At 66.7% G+C, this 18,957-nt stretch carries 19 protein-coding genes and 1 tRNA gene; 12 read left to right on the forward strand and 8 right to left on the reverse strand.

Annotated features, from left to right (window positions below; translation table 11 throughout):
• Positions 1–77: 77 nt before the first annotated feature.
• Positions 78–548, reverse strand: a complete 471-nt coding sequence (locus HT136_RS10340) for a DUF3576 domain-containing protein (protein WP_214199689.1) — start codon at positions 546–548, stop codon at positions 78–80.
• 396 nt (positions 549–944) lie between these two features.
• On the opposite strand from HT136_RS10340, the gene HT136_RS10345 reads away from it, so the two are divergent.
• The 3 genes from HT136_RS10345 (at position 945) to HT136_RS10355 (ending at position 2,971) form a co-directional block, all read left to right on the forward strand.
• The gene (locus HT136_RS10345; protein ID WP_246543577.1) at positions 945–1,715 is read left to right on the forward strand and encodes a hypothetical protein; all 771 of its coding nucleotides are present in this window, start codon (positions 945–947) and stop codon (positions 1,713–1,715) included.
• Positions 1,716–1,890: 175 nt separating this feature from the next.
• Positions 1,891–2,613, forward strand: coding sequence for an acetoacetyl-CoA reductase (gene phbB, locus HT136_RS10350; RefSeq protein ID WP_214199690.1), 723 nt, complete (start codon positions 1,891–1,893; stop codon positions 2,611–2,613).
• Between the two features lie 103 nt (positions 2,614–2,716).
• Entirely contained in the window at positions 2,717–2,971 is a 255-nt protein-coding gene (locus HT136_RS10355) for a ribbon-helix-helix domain-containing protein (protein WP_214199691.1), read from the forward strand.
• 96 nt (positions 2,972–3,067) lie between these two features.
• On the opposite strand, the gene HT136_RS10360 is transcribed toward HT136_RS10355, so the two are convergent.
• On the reverse strand, positions 3,068–3,265 hold the full coding sequence (locus HT136_RS10360) for a hypothetical protein (RefSeq protein ID WP_214199692.1): 198 nt from the start codon (positions 3,263–3,265) through the stop codon (positions 3,068–3,070).
• Between the two features lie 68 nt (positions 3,266–3,333).
• Positions 3,334–4,617 carry a UDP-N-acetylglucosamine 1-carboxyvinyltransferase gene (murA, locus tag HT136_RS10365; protein ID WP_214199693.1) on the reverse strand — a complete coding sequence of 428 codons (1,284 nt, stop codon included), beginning with the start codon at positions 4,615–4,617 and terminating at the stop codon, positions 3,334–3,336.
• Positions 4,618–4,759: 142 nt separating this feature from the next.
• Here murA and HT136_RS10370 point away from each other — a divergent pair, with 142 nt between their 5' ends.
• Positions 4,760–5,641: a UTP--glucose-1-phosphate uridylyltransferase gene (locus HT136_RS10370; protein ID WP_214199694.1), complete on the forward strand. Its 882-nt coding sequence runs from the start codon at positions 4,760–4,762 to the stop codon at positions 5,639–5,641.
• Between the two features lie 85 nt (positions 5,642–5,726).
• On the opposite strand, the gene HT136_RS10375 is transcribed toward HT136_RS10370, so the two are convergent.
• The 4 genes from HT136_RS10375 to HT136_RS10390 all read right to left on the reverse strand — a co-directional run bounded on the left by HT136_RS10375 (position 5,727) and on the right by HT136_RS10390 (position 10,849).
• Positions 5,727–6,056 carry a DUF2322 family protein gene (locus HT136_RS10375; protein ID WP_214199695.1) on the reverse strand — a complete coding sequence of 110 codons (330 nt, stop codon included), beginning with the start codon at positions 6,054–6,056 and terminating at the stop codon, positions 5,727–5,729.
• A gap of 97 nt (positions 6,057–6,153) precedes the next feature.
• Positions 6,154–6,849: a lytic transglycosylase domain-containing protein gene (locus HT136_RS10380; protein ID WP_425516890.1), complete on the reverse strand. Its 696-nt coding sequence runs from the start codon at positions 6,847–6,849 to the stop codon at positions 6,154–6,156.
• Between the two features lie 104 nt (positions 6,850–6,953).
• Positions 6,954–8,072, reverse strand: coding sequence for a phytase (locus tag HT136_RS10385; RefSeq protein ID WP_425516891.1), 1,119 nt, complete (start codon positions 8,070–8,072; stop codon positions 6,954–6,956).
• Positions 8,072–10,849: a TonB-dependent receptor gene (locus HT136_RS10390; protein WP_214199696.1), complete on the reverse strand. Its 2,778-nt coding sequence runs from the start codon at positions 10,847–10,849 to the stop codon at positions 8,072–8,074. The genes HT136_RS10385 and HT136_RS10390 overlap by 1 nt, the downstream gene beginning before the upstream one ends.
• A gap of 296 nt (positions 10,850–11,145) precedes the next feature.
• Between HT136_RS10390 and HT136_RS10395 the strand changes: the two genes are divergently transcribed.
• A complete protein-coding gene (locus HT136_RS10395; RefSeq protein WP_214199697.1) occupies positions 11,146–11,712 on the forward strand; it encodes a hypothetical protein in 567 nt (188 codons plus the stop codon).
• 55 nt (positions 11,713–11,767) lie between these two features.
• On the opposite strand, the gene HT136_RS10400 is transcribed toward HT136_RS10395, so the two are convergent.
• A tRNA-Thr gene (locus HT136_RS10400) sits at positions 11,768–11,842 on the reverse strand.
• Between the two features lie 154 nt (positions 11,843–11,996).
• Here HT136_RS10400 and HT136_RS10405 point away from each other — a divergent pair.
• The 7 genes from HT136_RS10405 to ileS all read left to right on the forward strand — a co-directional run bounded on the left by HT136_RS10405 (position 11,997) and on the right by ileS (position 18,954).
• Positions 11,997–12,239 (forward strand): hypothetical protein, encoded by a 243-nt coding sequence (locus HT136_RS10405; RefSeq protein ID WP_246543580.1) that lies wholly within the window; start codon positions 11,997–11,999, stop codon positions 12,237–12,239.
• Positions 12,240–12,329: 90 nt separating this feature from the next.
• Positions 12,330–13,022, forward strand: a complete 693-nt coding sequence (gene gpmA / locus HT136_RS10410; RefSeq protein ID WP_214199698.1) for a 2,3-diphosphoglycerate-dependent phosphoglycerate mutase — start codon at positions 12,330–12,332, stop codon at positions 13,020–13,022.
• Between the two features lies 1 nt (position 13,023).
• Positions 13,024–13,515 carry a 5-(carboxyamino)imidazole ribonucleotide mutase gene (gene purE, locus HT136_RS10415; protein ID WP_214199699.1) on the forward strand — a complete coding sequence of 164 codons (492 nt, stop codon included), beginning with the start codon at positions 13,024–13,026 and terminating at the stop codon, positions 13,513–13,515.
• Positions 13,516–13,544: 29 nt separating this feature from the next.
• Positions 13,545–14,603 (forward strand): 5-(carboxyamino)imidazole ribonucleotide synthase, encoded by a 1,059-nt coding sequence (locus HT136_RS10420; protein WP_214199700.1) that lies wholly within the window; start codon positions 13,545–13,547, stop codon positions 14,601–14,603.
• Positions 14,604–14,634: 31 nt separating this feature from the next.
• Positions 14,635–15,120, forward strand: a complete 486-nt coding sequence (locus tag HT136_RS10425; protein ID WP_214199701.1) for a dihydrofolate reductase — start codon at positions 14,635–14,637, stop codon at positions 15,118–15,120.
• A gap of 9 nt (positions 15,121–15,129) precedes the next feature.
• Positions 15,130–16,062: a bifunctional riboflavin kinase/FAD synthetase gene (locus tag HT136_RS10430; RefSeq protein ID WP_214199702.1), complete on the forward strand. Its 933-nt coding sequence runs from the start codon at positions 15,130–15,132 to the stop codon at positions 16,060–16,062.
• Between the two features lie 75 nt (positions 16,063–16,137).
• Positions 16,138–18,954, forward strand: coding sequence for an isoleucine--tRNA ligase (gene ileS, locus HT136_RS10435; RefSeq protein WP_214199703.1), 2,817 nt, complete (start codon positions 16,138–16,140; stop codon positions 18,952–18,954).
• Positions 18,955–18,957 lie beyond the last annotated feature (3 nt).

Consider the following 18,957-nt stretch of genomic DNA (forward strand, 5'->3'; position numbering starts at 1 on the left):
TGCGGCCCTCGCGCTATCACGTCAGGAACGGCCCCCAAAGGAGGCCGGAAAAAAGATCAGGGCGGATGCCCGCGCGATCAGCCGGTGACCGAATCGCGGCGCAAGTCGCGCGCCCGGGTGAGGATCACGTTCTCGAGCTTCTGCACGGTCGCGGCCTGGACCGGCGCACCGACCCATTCGCCGTTCTGGAGCACCTGGCGCGCGGCCGAGACGCGCAGCGCGTCGGCGCGCAGGTCCTGGTCGAGGATCGTCACCGAGACCTTCATGCGTTCGCTCGGCTTGTCGGGGTTCACGTACCAGTCGGTGATCAGAACGCCGCCGGCGCTGTCCGACTGGAGCAGCGGCATGAACGAGAGCGAGTCGAGGCTGGCGCGCCACAGGTAGCTGTTCACGCCGATGGTGGTGACGTGCGAAGGCGCGATCGCGGCCGACGCGACGTCCGGCTTCTTGCCGCCACACCCGGCCAGCGCCAGAGCCGCCACGACGCAAACCGCGACGCTTGCCACTTTGCGCGGGGCGAGAAGGCCGAATTCAGTGGTGCCTGTCATTTTAGTTCCCAGTTCCTGATCTGTGTCGGCAGGGATCGGCCAAAAGCAGGCCCCGCAGTCCCCGACGTGAAGAAATGCCTCTATAACCGCCATTGCCTCGGAGCAAGAGCGCCCTTGCGATTGATCGGAGCGATCGATCGAAGCGATCGATCGGCCGGGCCTGCACGAAGGCAGGGCGCACCACCCGCCTGCGCTGTTAACCCTGCTCCGACTAAACCGGCGATGAACGCGCGTTCACCCGCCACCTTCGAACTCGTGCGGAAGGGCCTTGCCGAACCGCCTTGCGATCTCCAATTCCCTTGCAGGCCTGCGATGTGCTAAGCCATGGCGCACAGGCTGTGTTAAGGACCGTCCTGCCAGTCGAGATGCCAGAGAGACGTGACGCCACGAGAGAGCATGCACGAGAACGCTGAAACGACCATGTCGACCGCTTCGCGCGGAGGAGTGCGAGCCGGAGCCCTGCTCGCCGGTTCGGTGAGCCTGCTTGCCCTGCCAAGCGCGGTCATGGCCTTCACGACCACTTTCCGCACCGATGCCGCCAACGCCGAGAAGCTCGGCTCGTTCGATTCGCGCACCGAGACGGCCAATTTCACCCGCGCCGTGGCGATGCGCTCATTGGCCAAGGACGGCGGATTCCCGTTTACGCCCGCCGGTACTCCGAACCGCCCCGAACGTTCGGTGCTCGTCGTCGTGCGCGACGATCCGGTGGCGGCCAAGGCGATCATCGTGCGCGGGCGCTATCTCGCCCCGGCCGACGAAGCGCCGCGCCCCGCCAGCCCGCAGATCGCCTCGACCTCGTTCAGCCTGGGGGTTTCGCGCGGCTACCAGAACTTCGCGCAGGATCTCGTCAAGCAGCCGGAAAAGCGCAGCCTTGCCGCCCTGCCCGACCTCAAATCGTACAGCCTGTCACCGGGCACCGCCGATTCGCGCGAACCGCGCTTCACCCCGCGCATCTCGATCGACGAAAAGCACGCCACCGGCCGTGCGCCGCGCACTTTCGCGGGCGACGAGGGCGAGGTCGACCTCGGCGGCGCCTACCGCGTGGCCAAGAACCTGAACGTGACGGCGGGCGTGCGCTACTATCAGGATCGCGAGCGCCTCCAGCCGCTCACCGACGGGCGCCAGGACAGCCAGGCGGTTTACGTGGGCACCCAGTTCCGCTTCTGATCCATCGGGCTCACCACAATCGTGCACGGCTTCAGCGCCGCGCAAGCCCACTTGCATTTCTCGCACCCAGTATTGGCCGATCCGGTTGCAAATAATGCCAAGCTGAGCTTGCCGCTTTCATATTCCTTTCTTAGCACTGTGCTTGGTGGATGCACACGAAAGCGAAAGGCTGAATATGGCACGCGTTGCGATTGTTACAGGCGGCACTAGGGGGATCGGAGAAGCCATTTCACTGGCTCTGAAAGACAGAGGCCACACGGTTGTCGCGAATTACGGCGGCAACGATGAAAAGGCCAAGGCCTTTACGGAAAAGACCGGGATCCCCGCCTACAAGTGGGACGTGGGCGACCACGAGGCGACGCTCGCGGGCGTGGCGCAAGTGGCGCAGGACATCGGCCCCGTCGACATCGTCGTCAACAACGCCGGCATCACGCGCGACGGCGTGCTGCACAAGATGACCTTCGAGGACTGGAACGAGGTCATGCGCATCAATCTGGGCGGTTGCTTCAACATGGCCAAGGCGACTTTCCCCGGCATGCGCGAGCGCAAGTGGGGGCGCATCGTCAACATCGGCTCGATCAACGGCCAGGCCGGTCAGTACGGCCAGGTCAACTACGCCGCCGCCAAGTCGGGCATCCACGGTTTCACCAAGGCGCTCGCCCAGGAGGGCGCCAAGTTCGGCGTGACCGTCAATGCCATCGCGCCCGGTTACATCGACACCGAGATGGTCGCCGCCGTGCCCGCCCCGGTGCTCGAGAAGATCGTCGCCAAGATCCCCGTCGGCCGCCTCGGCCATGCCTACGAGATCGCACGCGGCGTCGCTTTCCTGTGCTCGGAGAACGCCGAGTTCGTCACGGGATCGACGCTCTCGATCAACGGCGGCCAGCACATGTACTGATCGGGCGGACCGCAGGCCCGAAAACCACGCATCCCCTGCAAGGCCGCGGCCTTGCAGGGGATTTTCGTTGGGGTTTGGCACACCCGCGCCTAAGGTGGTCCTCGTGACCTCGCCCTATCATCCCCCGGTCAAGCGCTCGGTCGAGATTGCCGGGCACAAGACCTCGATCAGCCTCGAACCGGTGTTCTGGGACGCGCTCGTCTCGGCCGCCGAGGAAGAGCGCCTGCCGATCAACGCGCTCGTCGCGCGGATCGACCTCGAACGTGCGCAAGCCCCGGCCCCGCCCGGCCTTGCCAGCGCGATCCGGGTCTGGCTGATGCTGCGCTTCGCAAGTTCGGTCACCACGCTCGACGCCTGACCCCTACTCCGCGGCGCAGCGCCCAACGGGAAGGGGCGGAAACCTTGCGGCTCCGCCCCTCGGGTACAACTCTTCAAATCAGGACCGACGCCGGTGTCAGTAGTTCGCCACGGCGTCGCTGGCCGGGAAGGTCTCGTCAAGCGCCTCGTCGGTCTTCGACCACGACTTGGGCGCCGATCGCATGTTCGCGGGACCCGCGTCACGTATCGGCGCGGTCTCGGCCTTCTCCTTCTGGGTGTACTTGTAGAGCGCGTAGCCCGCAGCTCCCAGAACGGCCATTCGCATCAGACCCATCGTCACATCTCCTCTCGAACATGTTCGCTCACTCGGGAAGGGAATGCGCGAGAGGCGCCTTGGGTTCCTCAGTCCCCGCCGATACGTTCGATCTGCGCGCCGAGCAGAGCGAGCTTTTCTTCCAGACGCTCGTAGCCGCGGTCGAGATGGTAGAGGCGGTGCACCCGCGTCTCGCCCTCGGCGGCGAGGCCGGCAATGACCAGGCTCATCGAGGCGCGCAGGTCGGTCGCCATGACTTCGGCCCCGTGCATCTTGTCGACACCATGGACGATCGCGGTGCGTCCCTTGGTCTCGATCCGCGCACCCATGCGGTTGAGCTCGGGCACGTGCATGTAGCGATTCTCGAAGATCGTCTCGGTCAGCACCGAGGAGCCTTCCGCCTTGCACAAAAGCGCCATGAGCTGGGCCTGCATGTCGGTCGCGAAGCCAGGGAACGGCGCGGTCGAGAGCGTCACCGGGCGCAGCTTGCCCTCGGCCGCGACGTAGAGGCCGCCCGGGCGCTCCTCGACGAGCACGCCCGCATCGCGCAGCGCCTGCACGGTCGCTTCCATGTCCTCGATGCGCGCGCCCTTGAGCATCACGTCACCCCCGGTGATCGCCGCAGCGCAGGCATAGGAGCCCGCCTCGATGCGATCGGGCATGACCATGTAGGTCGCCCCGTGGAGGCGCGGCACGCCGTGGATGGTGAGGTCCGAGGTGCCGATGCCCTCGATCTGCCCGCCCATCGCGACGAGCAGGTTGCACAAATCGACGATCTCGGGCTCGCGCGCGGCGTTGTGGAGGTGCGAGGTGCCGTTGCACAGCACCGCGGTCATCAGCGCGTTCTCGGTCGCGCCGACCGAGACGACCGGGAAGGAGAAGCGCCCGCCGGGAAGCCCGCCGTCGGGCGCGACCGCCTTGACGTAACCCGCCGCCATCTCGATCTGCGCGCCGAGCGCCTCGAGCACTTTGAGGTGCAGGTCGATCGGGCGGTTGCCGATCGCGCAGCCGCCGGGCAGCGAGACGGTCGCCTCGCCCATGCGCGCAAGCATCGGCCCGAGCACGAGGATCGAGGCGCGCATCTTGCGCACCAGGTCGTAGGGCGCGACCGTGCTGGTGATGCGCGTCGCCTGGAGCGTCATCACCCGGCCGAAGTCCTCGGGCCGCGAACCGGCGATCGCGGTCGAGATCCCGAACTGGTTCATCAGGTGCTGGAACCCGTCGATGTCCGCAAGCCGCGGCAGGTTGCGCAGCGTCAGCGGTTCCTCGGTGAGCAGCGCGCAGGGCAGCAGGGTGAGTGCCGCGTTCTTGGCGCCCGAAACGGGAATGGTGCCGGAAAGGCGCTTGCCGCCCTCGATAACGATCTTGTCCATGGCCTGTCATTTAGCGGGATTTGCCGTCGCAGCAAGCGGGCAACCTGTCGCAAGCTCATGTGTTTGTGGAAGCGTCTGGTTGCGCTGCAGCGATGAACCCGCTTTAATCGCAGTGCAACATCCGGAGGTTACGTCAAGGTCCATGACTGAAAACAATTTTCGCAAACCCGTCCGCATTGCCGTCTTTCCCGTGGCCGGACTGGGGACCCGTTTTCTTCCTGCGACCAAGGCCATTCCCAAGGAATTGCTTCCGATCGTCGACAGGCCACTTATTCAATACGCCGTCGATGAGGCGCGCGAGGCCGGAATCGAGGAGTTTGTCTTCGTCACCGGGCGCGGCAAGACCGCTATTGTTGAGCATTTCGATACGGCCTTCGAGCTCGAGGCGACGATGAGCGGGCGCGGCAAGTCGCTCGAACCGCTTGAATCGACCCGGATGAATCCCGGCAATCTCGTCACCGTGCGCCAGCAGGTTCCCCTGGGCCTGGGCCATGCCGTGTGGTGCGCGCGCGCCGTGACCGGCAACGAGCCCTTCGCGATCTTCCTTCCCGACGAACTCATGTACGGCTCGCCCGGCTGCATGGCGCAGATGATCGAGGCCTACAACGAAGTGGGCGGCAACCTGGTCTCGGTGCTCGAAGTGCCCGAAAACGAGGTTTCGAGCTACGGCGTGATCAAGCCGGGCGCGGTCAACGGAAACCTGACGCAAGTGAAGGGCCTGGTCGAAAAGCCCAAGGTCGAGGACGCCCCCTCGAACAAGATCGTCTCGGGTCGCTACATCCTCCAGCCCGAGATCATGGATCTGCTCGCGAGCCAGGGCAAGGGCGCAGGCGGCGAGATCCAGCTGACCGATTCGATGGCCAAGCTGATCGACACCCAGCCCTTCCATGCGGTCACCTTCGAGGGCCAGCGTTTCGACTGCGGCTCGAAGCTCGGCTTCGTCGAGGCCACGCTCGCGATCGCGCTCGACCGTCCCGACATGGGCGCCGACGTGCGCGCAATGGCCCAGCGCCTCCTGGGCTGATCCGGCCAACCAAGGCCCAAACCCAAAAAGGGGCGCCGATCCTTAGGGATGGCGCCCCTTTTTCATGGCTGCACCCGGCCGCGAATCAGGCCGTAACGACCGCGATGCGAAGCGCGGGGGCACCGGCGGCAATGTCCAGAAGGCGATCGACATTGGGGTGCGCGCCCGGGTTGGCGCGCGCGTCGGGGACGTGCTCGGCAAAGACGGCGAGGCCATGTTCGGCCGCCTTCGCGTCGAGCCCGCCGAAGACCTGCTGGAGGTACTGGTAGACCGCCAGCGACCCCAGCTTGCCGGGCGCGTGGGGAATGCTGTCGACGACCGCACCGTCCGCGTCGAGGAAGTCGACGCGCGCCACGCCCTCGATCGAGGGAAGCTGGTTGAGGTTGTCCTTGAACAGGGGGCCGGGCTCGATCATCGCCAGTCTCTTTCTTGCATTTCGGGATGGGTAAGGCGCTGCGCCCCTACCAGCCGGCACGGCGAAGCGCCATGCACCGCGCAATGCGATTTGCCGATTACTGGCGGACCGGATCGCTCAGCCGCGCCATGATCGCGGCGACATAGGCCTGGGTCTCGCGGATATTGGGAATGCCGCCCGCCTGAAGCACGCGCCGCGGCCCCGCGTTATAGGCCGCGAGCGCCTTCTCGATATCGCCGCCAAAGGCATCGAGCTGCTGGCGCAGATAGCGCGCACCGCCCTCGAGATTGGCCTGCGGATCGTCGGGATCGACCCCCATGGTGCGCGCGGTGCCGGGCATGAGCTGGGCAAGGCCGCGCGCGCCGGCCGGTGAAAGCGCACGCTCGTTCCAGCGGCTTTCCTGCCAGACCACCGCCTCGAGCAGCGCTGGGCTGATGTCGTACTTGGCCGCGAGCTGCGCCACGCGCTGGCGCCAGCGCGCCGGACCTGCGGTGTCCGCCGCGAGCGTCAGCGAAGACTGGTGCACCGAGACCGGCACGTCGCCGACCATCTCGGCATCGTCCAAGATGCCGTCCGCGCCGATCGCGAGGACGTCGGCGCTGCCGCCCACCGGCTGCGGCTCGAAAGGCCCCGTCGCGGTGGCGGGGCCACCGGCCACCCATTGCGCCCCCTTACGGCCCACCTCGAGAACGTCGGCCCGGGCCGGTGCCATGGCAAAAGGTACAGAAAGGCTCAGCACCGCGCACAGCGCGGCACGGCGCGCGAATCGGTGCCGGTCGTCAAGCCTCGTCATGTGCGCCTGTCTATCGCAATTCACGCCGCGAAAACAGGCCGTAAGATGCGTGCGCGCGACGGCGGGCAAGGTTCTCGCTTCCCGTCGCGCACAGTTGCACCGGATCAGTCGAGGCCGAGCGCGGTGCGGATCGAATCCCAGGACAAGAGCTTGAAGTTCTGCGCCTCGGGCGCGTTGTCGCCATCCTGCGCGATGAACAGGCCGCCGGGGAACTGCGGCCCGAAGTCGCCGAGCGCGACTTCGATGCCGTCGGTGTCGCTGGTGCCATCGATCGCGCCGCCGTTGATCCGGAAGCGTCCGGCAAAGCGGCCCTCGGGCAAGGCGAAAAGGGCATAGGCGTTGTCGCCCTGGCTCGAGGCCACCAGCCAGGCCTTCCCGTCCGCCCCGCCATCCGTTCCGCGCGCCACGGCAAGGCCCTCGACGTCGTCGACGAGCCCATCGGCCGCGCCGACCTTGGCGAAAGGAACGGCGGCAAGCGCCGCATCGGCCAGCGGCACGCGCCAGATGCCGACGTCTTCCTCGGCCAGGTAGAGCGTGTGCGTCGCATCGTCGACGACGCAGCCCTCGGCCTGCGTCGCAACCTTGACCTCGCGTGCCTCGCGCGCGCGCAGTCCGCTGCCTTCAGATGCAAGCGCGCTCTCGATCACGCTGCCATCCTTCATGACGACATAGGCGCGTGCCAGTTCATCGGATGCCAGCGGCGCGCCCATGCAGAAGCCATAGGCCTCCAGCGGCCGGTGCCCCGCACGCAGGAACGGGACGGTGGCGATCGTCGCCAGCTTGCCCGTGGCGGTGTCGAGCCAGAACAGCGCAATTTTGGGTTCGGCTTCGTCGGTGCGGTCGCTCGCCGCCACCAGCACGCGGCGCGACCCGTCGGCCAGCGCAACCTCGCGCAAGTCGACGTTGTTGAGGCGCCCCGCCGCGACAAAGTCACGCACCTTGCCATCGAGGCCGTAGACGTAAAGCCCCGCCTTCTTGTCGGTCCCGACGATCAGACTGGCCGCGGGATTGGCGCCGTTGCGCCAGATCGCCGGGTCGTCGGCGGCATCGGCGTTGGCCGTTCCCACCGGCTGCGTCTCGGCAAGCGCGGGCACGTCGGTGGCGGGAAGGTAGGCCTTGGGCGCCACCGCCGTAGTCGCACAGCCGGCAAGCAGAAAGGCCGGGAGCAACGCTCCCGACCCCTGCTTCACGAGACCGGCGATCTTCGTGAAACGCATGTCCATCAGAAGTTCGCCTTCACGCCGGCCTTGAAGGTCGGGCCGTACTTCTCGAACTGCAGCAGGCGCTTGGCGCCGGCATAGTTTTCATAGGCATAGTACTTGGCGTTGTTGATGTTGATCACGTCGAAAGTCAGCTTCACGCCCTCGAGAATGTCGAGCTTGGCCGAGAAATCGAGCTGGAAATGGTTGTCCACCCAGCGGTCTTCTTCCTGGCTGTCGCCCAGCTCGTCGAGGTACTTGTCGCGGTAGGTGCCGGCAAGCCGCAGGTCGATCGGGCCCTTGTCGTAGCCCAGCACCACGTTGAACGTGTTGCGCGCGTTCGAGGGAAGCGAGGTCTGGTAGGCCGCGCCATCGGTGTCGTAGACCGTGCCGCTCGAGTAGGAATACGTATAGTTCACCTGGGTCAGCAGCCCGTCGAAGGGCGCCGGCAGCATCGTGTAGGCCTGGCTGTAGCCGACCTCGAAGCCCGCGATGTCCGCCGAACCGCCGTTCTCGGCAATGCGCAGTTCGTCGTAGGTCGCCCCCGTCACCGAGGAGAAGGCGTCGGTGTAGTAACGCGTGACGATGAAGTCATCGACCTTCTTGTAGAAGGCCCCGAAGGTCACCGCGCCGTTGCCGGTGAAGTAGTATTCGACGCCGAAGTCGAGGTTCCAGGCCTGGTAGGGCTTGAGATAGGGGTTGCCGAACTCGGCCTCGTTGTCCTCGTTGACCGAGAGGCGCGGCGCCATGTCGGAAAGGTTGGGGCGCATCAGGCTCTTGTAGCCGGCAAGGCGCGTGACGAGATTGCCTTCCAGGTTGTTCCAGCGCAGCGTGAGGCTGGGCAGCCAGTTGGTGTAGCTGCGCGTGTACTCGACCGGGCTCACCTCCAGCGTGTCCTCGTTGTAGAGGTTGCCGGTGAGATCGTTGCGGGTGTGCTCCATGCGCACGCCGCCGATGACCCGCAGCGTGTCGCTATCCCAGCGCGCCAGGGCGTAGGCCGAAGTGATGTCCTCGCTGGCGGTGTAGTCGCTGGCGGCCGAGTCGATCAGCGTGCCGTCCTCGTCGATCACCAGGCTGTCGGCGTAATCGGACATGAAATTCACACCCGCCGACTTGGCCAGCACCGGCCCCAGGTCGATGCCGTCGAGGCGGTAGGTCTGCGAGCCGAGGTAGTCGGCCATCGTCAGCGTCTTGTCCTTGGCGTAGTCGGTCTGGGTCAGGTCATAGGACTTGTCGCGCCAGCGCTGCTTGGCGCCGACCTGGAGGCTGAGGTCGCCGCCCGACATCGCGAACGTGCGCGCGAGGTCGGCCTTGAGCGCGTATTCCTCGTCCTGGCTGTCCGAATGCGTGGTCACCTCGACCTTGTTGAGCGTGTAGTTGCTCGCATCGTTGACGAGGTCCTCGCCGCCGGTGAGCGTGTACCTGGGCACGCGCACGTCCGAGTAGTCCCAGTTCATGGCGACGCCGTCGTCCTCGAACTTGCTGCGGAACGCGATCGGGTCGATCGAGCCGTGCTCCTCCTCGCTCGACTTGGCGTAGCTGGCGAGCCAGTTGAACTTCCAGGTGCCGGTGTCGGTATCACCACCCAGCGCGACGGTGCGGATGCGCTGGCGCTCGAAGCGGTCCTTGAGGTCGCGCGTCACCTCGATCGTGCCGTCGGTGTCCGAGATCGCGACGCCGGTATCGGTCGCGGTGATGTCGCTGGCGTCCTCGAAGTTGAAGGTCGTGCGGCGGCGGTATTCCTGGTCGTCGAACTGCGACCAGTTGCCCTTGAGGTAGACCGTGGTGGTGTCGCTCGCGCGCCAGTCGAAGTTGAGCGAGGCGTTGATGCGCGTGCGCTCGACGTCGTAGTCGCGGTATTCGATGTTTTCGCTATAGGCGGTGCCGTCGTCGGTCGTCGTCCAGGGGTCGGATTCGACGTTGTCGGTCTCGAACTTGCGCTTGTAGTAGCTGACCGAGCCCGCGACGCCGAAATCGTCCCCGATGCGCTTGGAGAAGTCGAGGCTGCCCTTGGGGGTGATCGAACCGTCGTACTGGTTGTAGCTGCCCTCGGCCTTGACCGAGTAGTAGTCCTTCTTGCGGTCGAAGGCGCTGGTGGTGTGGATTTCGACCGAACCGCCGATGGCATCGCCGTCCATGTCGGGGGTGAGCGACTTCTTGACCTCGATCGATTCGATCGTGTCCGAGCTGATCACATCGAGCGCGACCTGGCGCACGTCCGATTCCGGAGCCGGCACGCGCACGCCGTTGAGCGAGGTCGAGACGAGGTTGGGGTTGAGACCGCGAATCGAGACGAAGCGCCCCTCGCCCTGGTCGTTGAGAATGTTGACACCGGGCAGGCGGCGCAGCGATTCGGCGACGTTCTGGTCGGGGAATTCGCCGGCAGCGTCGCGGGTCAGCACGTCGGACACGCCGTCGGCCGCCTGCTTGCGCGAGAGCGAGCTGGCAAGGTTGGCGCTCTGGCCCATGACCAGGATGGCGTCGCCGCCGATGCCCGACAGCGCGAAGTTGCCCTCGACGCGGCCGGTCTCGGGGACCGTAATCGTGCGCGTCTCGGCCACCGCACCGACATAAGTCACTTCGACGGTGTAGGTGCCTGCGGGCACGTCGGCGAAAATGAAGCTGCCGTCGCGGGCACTGTCGACGCTGCGGTTGAGCTCGACGATGCGGACCGTCGCCGACTGCAGCGCGCGCGTGCCCGTGGCGTCCGAGACATTGCCGACGACTTCGCCCGCGTGGGCCATCGTCGAGAGCGAGGCCGTCGCCAGCAGGCCGGCCAGAAAACGAACCGAATTTTTCATCTTAGGAGGACCCCCGATTTCCCTGGTCAAACGTGTTTGAAGGGGCCGGTAGGGATGCAATGTGACAGCTGCGTGCTGTTATTCTGTCAGTTCCATGACAACTTGCTGAAAACGCTAAGTGTGCAAGCGATTGAATTCACGCCGGCAAACCACGCCGCGAGGCGCTTGCCCGTCGCCCGGCACGGCGGCGGGCGCGGACTTTCAAGAAGTTCATGCCCTGCGACCGGGTTCATCTTGGTAGAACGATGCGAAAAAGTCCCGGCGCTCCGCTCGCCGGGGCCCGGGGAGTCGAGAGCGTGGTCCTTGCCTACGACAGTGCGAACGCGCCCGCAGAAGGCACCGCGATCCTCTTCCTTTCGCTCTTCACGCTGTTGCTGACAGCCTGCGCTCTGTGGCACGCCGCAGGTTGGCGGATACCGCTGCCCGCGCCCCTCGCCCGCATCTTCGGCCCGCACTACAAGGGCCTGGTGCCCTGGATCCTGCCGGTCGCGCTCCTCTACGGCCTCGTCAGCCTGGGCGTCGCGCCACTGCTTGATCGCGCGCGGGTCGGGCACCTCGAAGCCGAAGACCTCGAGGTCAGCCAGGGCACGATCGGCCGCGTCTGGGAAACGCGCCAGGGGACCCGGGACACCCGGTTGTACGCCGGACGCGCGAAACGCACGCGCATCGTCGAAGGGTTCTCGCTGGGCGACGAGAGCTTCTCCTGGCCCAAGGCACGGTGCCTGTCGGCCGCCACGCTCTGTGCGCTTTCGGACAGCGCGGTGCCGCTGCACGCGGGCCTGCGGGTGAAGGTCACCTGGTTTCGCGACACGCTCGCCTTCGGCCGACGCCGAATCGTTCGCCTTGAAGTCGAACACCACTGACACACGCGCCAGAGCCGGAGTCGATCCGTCTTCTATCGTTGGGGGAGAAGGGGAATGGTGCTGCTGGGGAGGATTGAACTCCCGACCTCACCCTTACCAAGGGTGCGCTCTACCACTGAGCTACAGCAGCGCCGTTCCGGGCGCCCGGAAATTTCCGGGGCGCCGTCCCGATCTCGCGATGTTCGTGCCATCGTCGTCAGGACAGGGGCGCGCTAATGGTCGGGGTTGGAACAATTGTCAAGCGCTGCTTGCGCTTTCGTGCATCCACGCCCATTGCAGGGCCCATGAGCGGACCTGAAAACACCCGTGGCAACCCTGCCGGACCGGCGGATTCCGGGGCGAAGAGCCTGACGCGCGAAGAGCGCCTGGCGGCCAAGCTGCGCGAGAACCTGCGCCGCCGCAAGGCCCAGGCGCGCGCCTTCGATGCCCCCTCCCCGCCCCGCGAATCGGGCGAATCGGGCGAATCGCACGAAGTCGGCGCCGACAGCGAATCGGACAGGCTTCCCAAATCGCCCCCGGAAAGCTAGGGGCTCACCCAGGACCCGTACCATCGCCCCGGAATGACGCATCACGCGGACGCGCATCCCCAGTGGCGATACCAGCAAAGGATGCTTGCCTTGCCTCGTCTGATCCTCGTTCGCCACGGCCAGAGCCAGTGGAATCTCGAGAACCGCTTCACCGGTTGGTGGGACGTCGACCTCACCGAGAAGGGCGAGAGCGAAGCACGCGCCGCCGGCCGCCTGCTCAAGGAAAAGGGCATCTTCCCAAGCGTCGCGTTCACCTCGCTGCAGACCCGCGCGATCAAGACGCTGCATTTCGCACTCGAGGCCGCGGGCATCCTGTGGATCCCCGAAACCAAGGACTGGCGCCTCAACGAGCGCCACTACGGCGGCCTCACCGGGCTCGACAAGGCCGAGACCGCGGCGCGCCACGGCGACGAGCAGGTCAAGATCTGGCGCCGCAGCTTCGACACGCCCCCGCCGGTGCTCGAGAAGGGCAGCGAGTTCGATCTCTCGAGCGACCCGCGCTACGCCGGCATCGACGTGCCGATGACCGAGAGCCTCAAGGACACCATCGCGCGCGTGCTGCCCTACTACGAAAGCAGCATCGTGCCGCACCTCAAGGCGAGCGCCGATTCGTGCGTGATCGTCTCGGCGCACGGCAATTCGCTGCGTGCGCTCGTCAAGCACCTCTCGCAGATCTCCGACGAGGAGATCACCGGTCTCGAGATCCCGACCGGCCAGCCGATCGTCTACGATCTCGACACCGATCTTGCGGTGATCGACCGCTACTACCTCTCGGAGCGTTGAGATGAGCGAAGCCCCCCGCGTCGCGATCATCATGGGCAGCCAGTCCGACTGGCCCACGATGCAGCGCGCCGCCCAGATGCTCGACAAGCTCGAGGTCGCTTATGACGCGCGCATCGTCTCGGCGCACCGCACCCCCGACCGCCTGGTGCTCTTCGCCAAGCAGGCCGAGGCCGAGGGCTTCCAGGTCATCATCGCGGGCGCCGGCGGCGCCGCGCACCTGCCCGGCATGGTCGCGGCGATGACCCACCTGCCCGTGCTCGGCGTGCCGGTGCAGAGCCGCGCGCTCTCGGGCCAGGACAGCCTGCTCTCGATCGTGCAGATGCCCGCCGGGATCCCGGTCGGCACGCTCGCCATCGGCGAGGCGGGCGCGGCCAACGCGGGGCTCATGGCCGCGGCGATCCTCGCGCTCAACGACGCGCCGCTCGCCGAACGGCTCAAGGCCCTGCGCGCGGACCAGACCGCCAGCGTCGCCGAACGCCCCACCTCCGACTGACACGACAGCACAGGCAGCACCGAACGCGCATGATCCCTCCCGGCGAAACCATCGGAATCCTTGGCGGCGGCCAGCTCGGCCGGATGATCGCGATGGCCGCGGCGCAACTGGGCTACCGCTGCCACATCTACGCACCCGAGTCCGATTCGGTCGCCGCCGAAGTCAGCGCCAGCTTCACCCAGGCCGACTACGACTACGCGGCGGGCCTTTCCGCCTTCGCGGCGAACTGCGCAGTGGTGACCTACGAGTTCGAGAACGTGCCCGTCGCCCCGCTCGCGGCGCTGGGGGACGTTCCCGTCTTCCCCCACCCGCGCGCGCTTGAGACCGCGCAGGACCGCCTGAACGAGAAGACCTTCGTCACCGAGCTCGGCGGGACCCCCGCCCCCTTCGCGCCCGTCGACACGCCCGAAGACCTCGCCCGGGCGATCGCCACCATCGGCACGCCCGGCATCCTCAAGACCCGGCGCGACGGCTACGACGGCAAGGGCCAGTGGCGGATCATGAGCCCGGCGGACGCCGAAGGCCTCGAGCTGCCCGACCAGCCGCTGATCTACGAGGGCTTCGTCCATTTCTCGGCCGAGTTCTCGGTGATCCTGTGCCGCGGCCAGGACGGGGAAATCCGCTACTTCGATTCGGCGCACAACCGCCACGAAGGCGGCATCCTCGCGCTCAGCACCGCGCCCGCGCCGGCCGAAATCCTGGCGCAAGTGCCCGCCGCGCGCGAACTTGCCGCCAAAGTGGCCGAGGCGCTCGACTACGTCGGCGTTCTCACGCTCGAATTCTTCGCCACCGCGCAGGGTCCCGTGTTCAACGAGATGGCCCCGCGCGTGCACAATTCGGGCCACTGGACGATCGAGGGCGCGGTCACCAGCCAGTTCGAGAACCACGTGCGCGCGATCTGCGGGCTGCCGCTGGGCGACACCGCCCTCGCCGCCGACGCGGTCGAGATGCGCAACCTTATCGGCGAACAGGCCGACGACTGGGCACAGATCCTCGCCGAGCCGGCCAACCACCTGCACCTCTACGGCAAGGGCGAGGCCCGGCCCGGGCGCAAGATGGGCCACGTCACCCGGCTCCACTTCGACTGAACGCGGCAGGGCGACGGGGAACTTTCCGGATATGGCGCAAGACATCTTCCTCATCACCGCGCGGGCGGCCAACGGCGTGATCGGCGTCGACGGCGCGCTCCCCTGGCACCTGCCCGCCGACCTCAGGCGCTTCAAGGCGCTGACGATGGGCAAGCCGATGATCATGGGCCGCAAGACCTTCGAGAGCTTCCCCTCCCCGCTCCCGGGCCGGCGCCATATCGTGCTCACCCGCAGCGCCGAATGGCAGGCCGAGGGCGCCGAAGTGGTCCACTCCGTGGACGAAGCACTCGCTTGCGCAGGCGACGGAGAAGTCGCGGTGATCGGCGGTGCGGAAATCTACGCGCTTTTCCTCGAGACGGCCGACCGGATCGAGCTTACCGAAGTCCACGCCGACTATCCCGGCGACACGATGCTGCCGATCCTGGACGATGCCTGGCGCGAAATTGCGCGCGAGGAACATCCAGCCAGCGGCAAATTTCCCGCACACGCTTTCGTGACCCTCACACGCGACCTATAGCCGCCCGACATGATTCGCCTCGACAACCGTGCTCCCGTCCCCGATTCGCTCCATGGCGCGATTGTCGCGCTGGGCAACTTCGATGGTTTCCACCAGGGCCACCAGGCCGTTGTCGGCGAGGCCATCGCCTGGGCCCGCGCCGAAGGGCGCCCGGCGATCGTCGCGACCTTCGATCCGCACCCGGTGCGCCTGTTCCAGCCCGATGCGCCGCCGTTCCGGCTGACCACGCTCGACCAGCGCCAGGACCTGTTCGAGGCCGCCGGGGCCGATGCCATGCTGGTGCTCCACTTCGACCGCCTCATGGCCAGCATGAGCGCCGGGGAATGGATCGAGCAGGTGCTCGTCCGCCAGCTCGGCGTGGTGGGCGTCGTCACCGGCGAGGACTTCACCTTCGGCAAGGCGCGCGGCGGCAACCCCGAAGTCCTGCGCGAGGTCGGAGGGCGTTTCGGGCTCACCAACCGCACCGTCGCCGCCGTTCACGACCAGTACGGACCCATTTCCTCGAGCCGCGTGCGCGAGGCGCTGGTGGCGGGCGACTGCGAGGGCGCGGCGCGCCTGCTCACCCGCCCTTTCGCGGTGCGCGGCGTGGTCCAGCACGGCAACAAGTTCGGGCGGCAGATGGGCTTTCCCACCGCCAACCTCGACATGGCCAAGTACTTGCGCCCGCACTACGGCATCTACGCCGTGGTCGGCCATTTCCCCGACGGGCGCCGGATTCCGGGCGCGGCGAACCTGGGCATCCGCCCCACGATCCAGCCCCCCGTCGAGCTGCTCGAGCCGCATTTCTTCGACGTCTCGGAGGACATGTACGACCTCGAGATCGAGGTCGCCTTCCACCATTTCCTGCGCCCCGAGGCCAAGTTCGCCTCGATCGAGGAAATGATGACGCAGATCGCGCGAGACTGCGTGAAGGCGCGCGAACTGCTCGCCAAGGTGGTCTGAAGCGAAAAAGAGAGTCCAAAGAGGCGCTCTTCCTCCCTTCCAAGAACCGCGCAATTGCTCTAGTGGCGGCCGGTCATGACTGAACAACGCGACTATCGAGACACCGTCTTCCTCCCGAAGACCGATTTCCCCATGAAGGCCGGCCTGCCCCAGAAGGAGCCCGGCATTCTTGCGCGTTGGGAAGACGAGCAGATTTACGCGCAAGTGCGCGAGGCCCGCGCGGGGCGCGAGAAGTTCATCCTCCACGACGGCCCGCCCTACGCCAATGGCGACATGCACATCGGCCACGCGCTCAACCATATCCTCAAGGACATGGTGGTGCGTACGCAGACGCTGCTGGGCAAGGACGCGCCCTACGTGCCGGGCTGGGACTGCCACGGCCTTCCGATCGAATGGAAGGTCGAAGAGCAGTACCGCAAGAAGAAGAAGAACAAGGACGAAGTCCCGGCCGAGGAATTTCGCGCCGAATGCCGCGCCTATGCGCGCCAGTGGGTCGACACCCAGCGCGAGCAGTTGAAGCGCCTGGGCATCGGTGGCCGCTGGGACAAGCCCTACCTGACGATGGACTTCGACGCCGAGGCCACCATCGTCACCGAACTCCTGAAGTTCGCTTCCAGCGACATGCTCTACCGCGGCGCCAAGCCGGTGATGTGGTCGCCGGTCGAGAAGACCGCGCTGGCCGAGGCTGAGGTCGAGTACGAGGATATCGTCTCGACCCAGATCGACGTCGCCTTCGAGATCGTCGAGTCGCAGGACCCCGATCTCGTCGGCGCCTACGCGGTGATCTGGACGACCACGCCCTGGACGATCCCCGTCAACCAGGCGCTCGCCTATGGCCCGCACATCGACTACCACCTGATCGAGGCCGACGGCCGGCGCTACCTGATCGCCGAACCGCTCGTCGACGCCTTCATCAAGCGCCTGGGCCACGAGACCCACGACCTGCACTTCTTCATGAAGGGCGCCGGGCTCGAAGGCACCAAGGTGCGCCACCCGATGCACCACCTGGGCGGCTTCTACGCCGAGCTTCGCCCGATGCTGCCGGGCGACTTCGTCACCACCGATTCGGGCACCGGCCTCGTCCACATGGCCCCCGACCACGGCGAGGACGACTTCGAGCTGTGCAAGGCGCACGGCATCAATCCCAAGTTCGTGGTCGAGGCCGATGGCCGCTACCGCGAGGACTGGCTCTGGCTGGGCGGCCAGGGATCGGTCATCAATCCCAAGTTCACCGCGCCCGACGGCCCGATCTGCTCGGACCTTCGCGAAGTGGGCGGGCTGCTTGCCGCCACGGCGGACTACGCGCACTCCTACCCGCACTCGTGGCGCTCGAAGGCTAAGGTCATCTACCGCTGCACGCCGCAGTGGTTCGTGCCGATGGACAAGGTCGCGGCCAAGGCCGGCATGCCCCAGGGCATGACGCTGCGCGAGACCGCCGAGATGGCGATCGCCGAGACCCGCTTCGTCCCCGCCAAGGGCCGCAACCGCATCGGCGCGATGGTCCAGGGCCGTCCCGACTGGGTGCTCTCGCGCCAGCGCGCCTGGGGCGTGCCGATCACGCTCTTCGTGAACCGCAAGACCGGTGAATACCTCGTCGACGCGGCGGTCAACGCGCGCATCGTCGCCGCGATCCGCGAGAGCGGGGTCGATGCCTGGTCGGACGAACGCGCGCAGGAATACCTCGGCGATGCCTATGCCGCCGAGGACTACGAGCGCGTCGCCGACATTCTCGACGTCTGGTTCGATTCGGGCTCGACCCACGCCTTCGTGCTCGAATCGGGCACCTGGCCCGAGCTTCTGCGCCCCGAAGGCTACAAGGGCCCGCACGCCGACCTCTACCTCGAAGGTTCCGACCAGCACCGGGGCTGGTTCCAGTCCTCCCTGCTCGAGGCCTGCGCGACTCGCGGCCACGCGCCCTACAAGGCGGTCCTCACCCACGGCTTCACGATGGACGCCAAGGGCATGAAGATGTCCAAGTCGCTGGGCAACACGATCAGCCCCCTGAAGGTCATGGAAACCAACGGCGCGGACATCATCCGCCTCTGGGCGCTCTCGGTCGACTTCACCGAGGATCACCGCATCGGCGACGAGATCCTCAAGGGCGTGGGCGACCAGTACCGCCGCCTGCGCAACACCTTCCGCTACCTGCTGGGCGCGCTTGCCGACTTCGCCGAGGACGAGCGGGTTTCGGTCGCCGAAATGCCCGAGCTCGAGCGCTACATGCTCGCGCTGCTGGGCGCGCTCGACGCCGACCTCAGGCAGGCCGTCGCCGACTACGACTTCAATACGTATGTCCGCCGCCTGCTCGACTTCTGCAACGAGGACCTCTCGGCGCTGTTCTTCGACGTGCGCAAGGACCGTCTCTACTGCGACGATCCGGCGGACGCGAACCGCCGCGCCTACCGCACCGTGCTCGACACGCTGTTCCACGCGCTCGTGCGCTACGCGGCCCCGGTGGTCGTGTTCACCGCCGAGGAAGTCTGGGGCGCGCGCTATCCGCAAGGTGGCAGCGTGCACCTGCTCGAATGGCCCGAGGTCCCGTCGGTCGAAGCCGACGCCGATAAGTGGGCCGCCCTGCGCGCGCTGCGCGAGAAGGTGACCGAGGCGATCGAGCCGCTGCGCCGCGAAAAGATCGTGCGCTCGAGCCTCGAGGCCGAAGTTTCGGTTCCCACCACGGCCGTGCCCGAGGGCGTCTCGGACGAGTTGCTCGCCGAGCTGTTCATCACTGCGACAGTTTCGCGCGGGCAAGGCGAGGACGTGACCGTCACCAAGACCACCCACCACAAGTGCGGCCGTTGCTGGCGCCATCTGCCCGACGTTTCGGACGATGGCGCTCTGTGCGGACGCTGCGAGGAGGCCGTGGCCGTGATCGACGCCGGAAACCCGGCGTGAGCC

It is taken from the genome of Novosphingobium profundi (assembly GCF_018491765.1).
In the GTDB taxonomy this organism is placed as follows: Bacteria; Pseudomonadota; Alphaproteobacteria; order Sphingomonadales; family Sphingomonadaceae; genus Novosphingobium; species Novosphingobium profundi.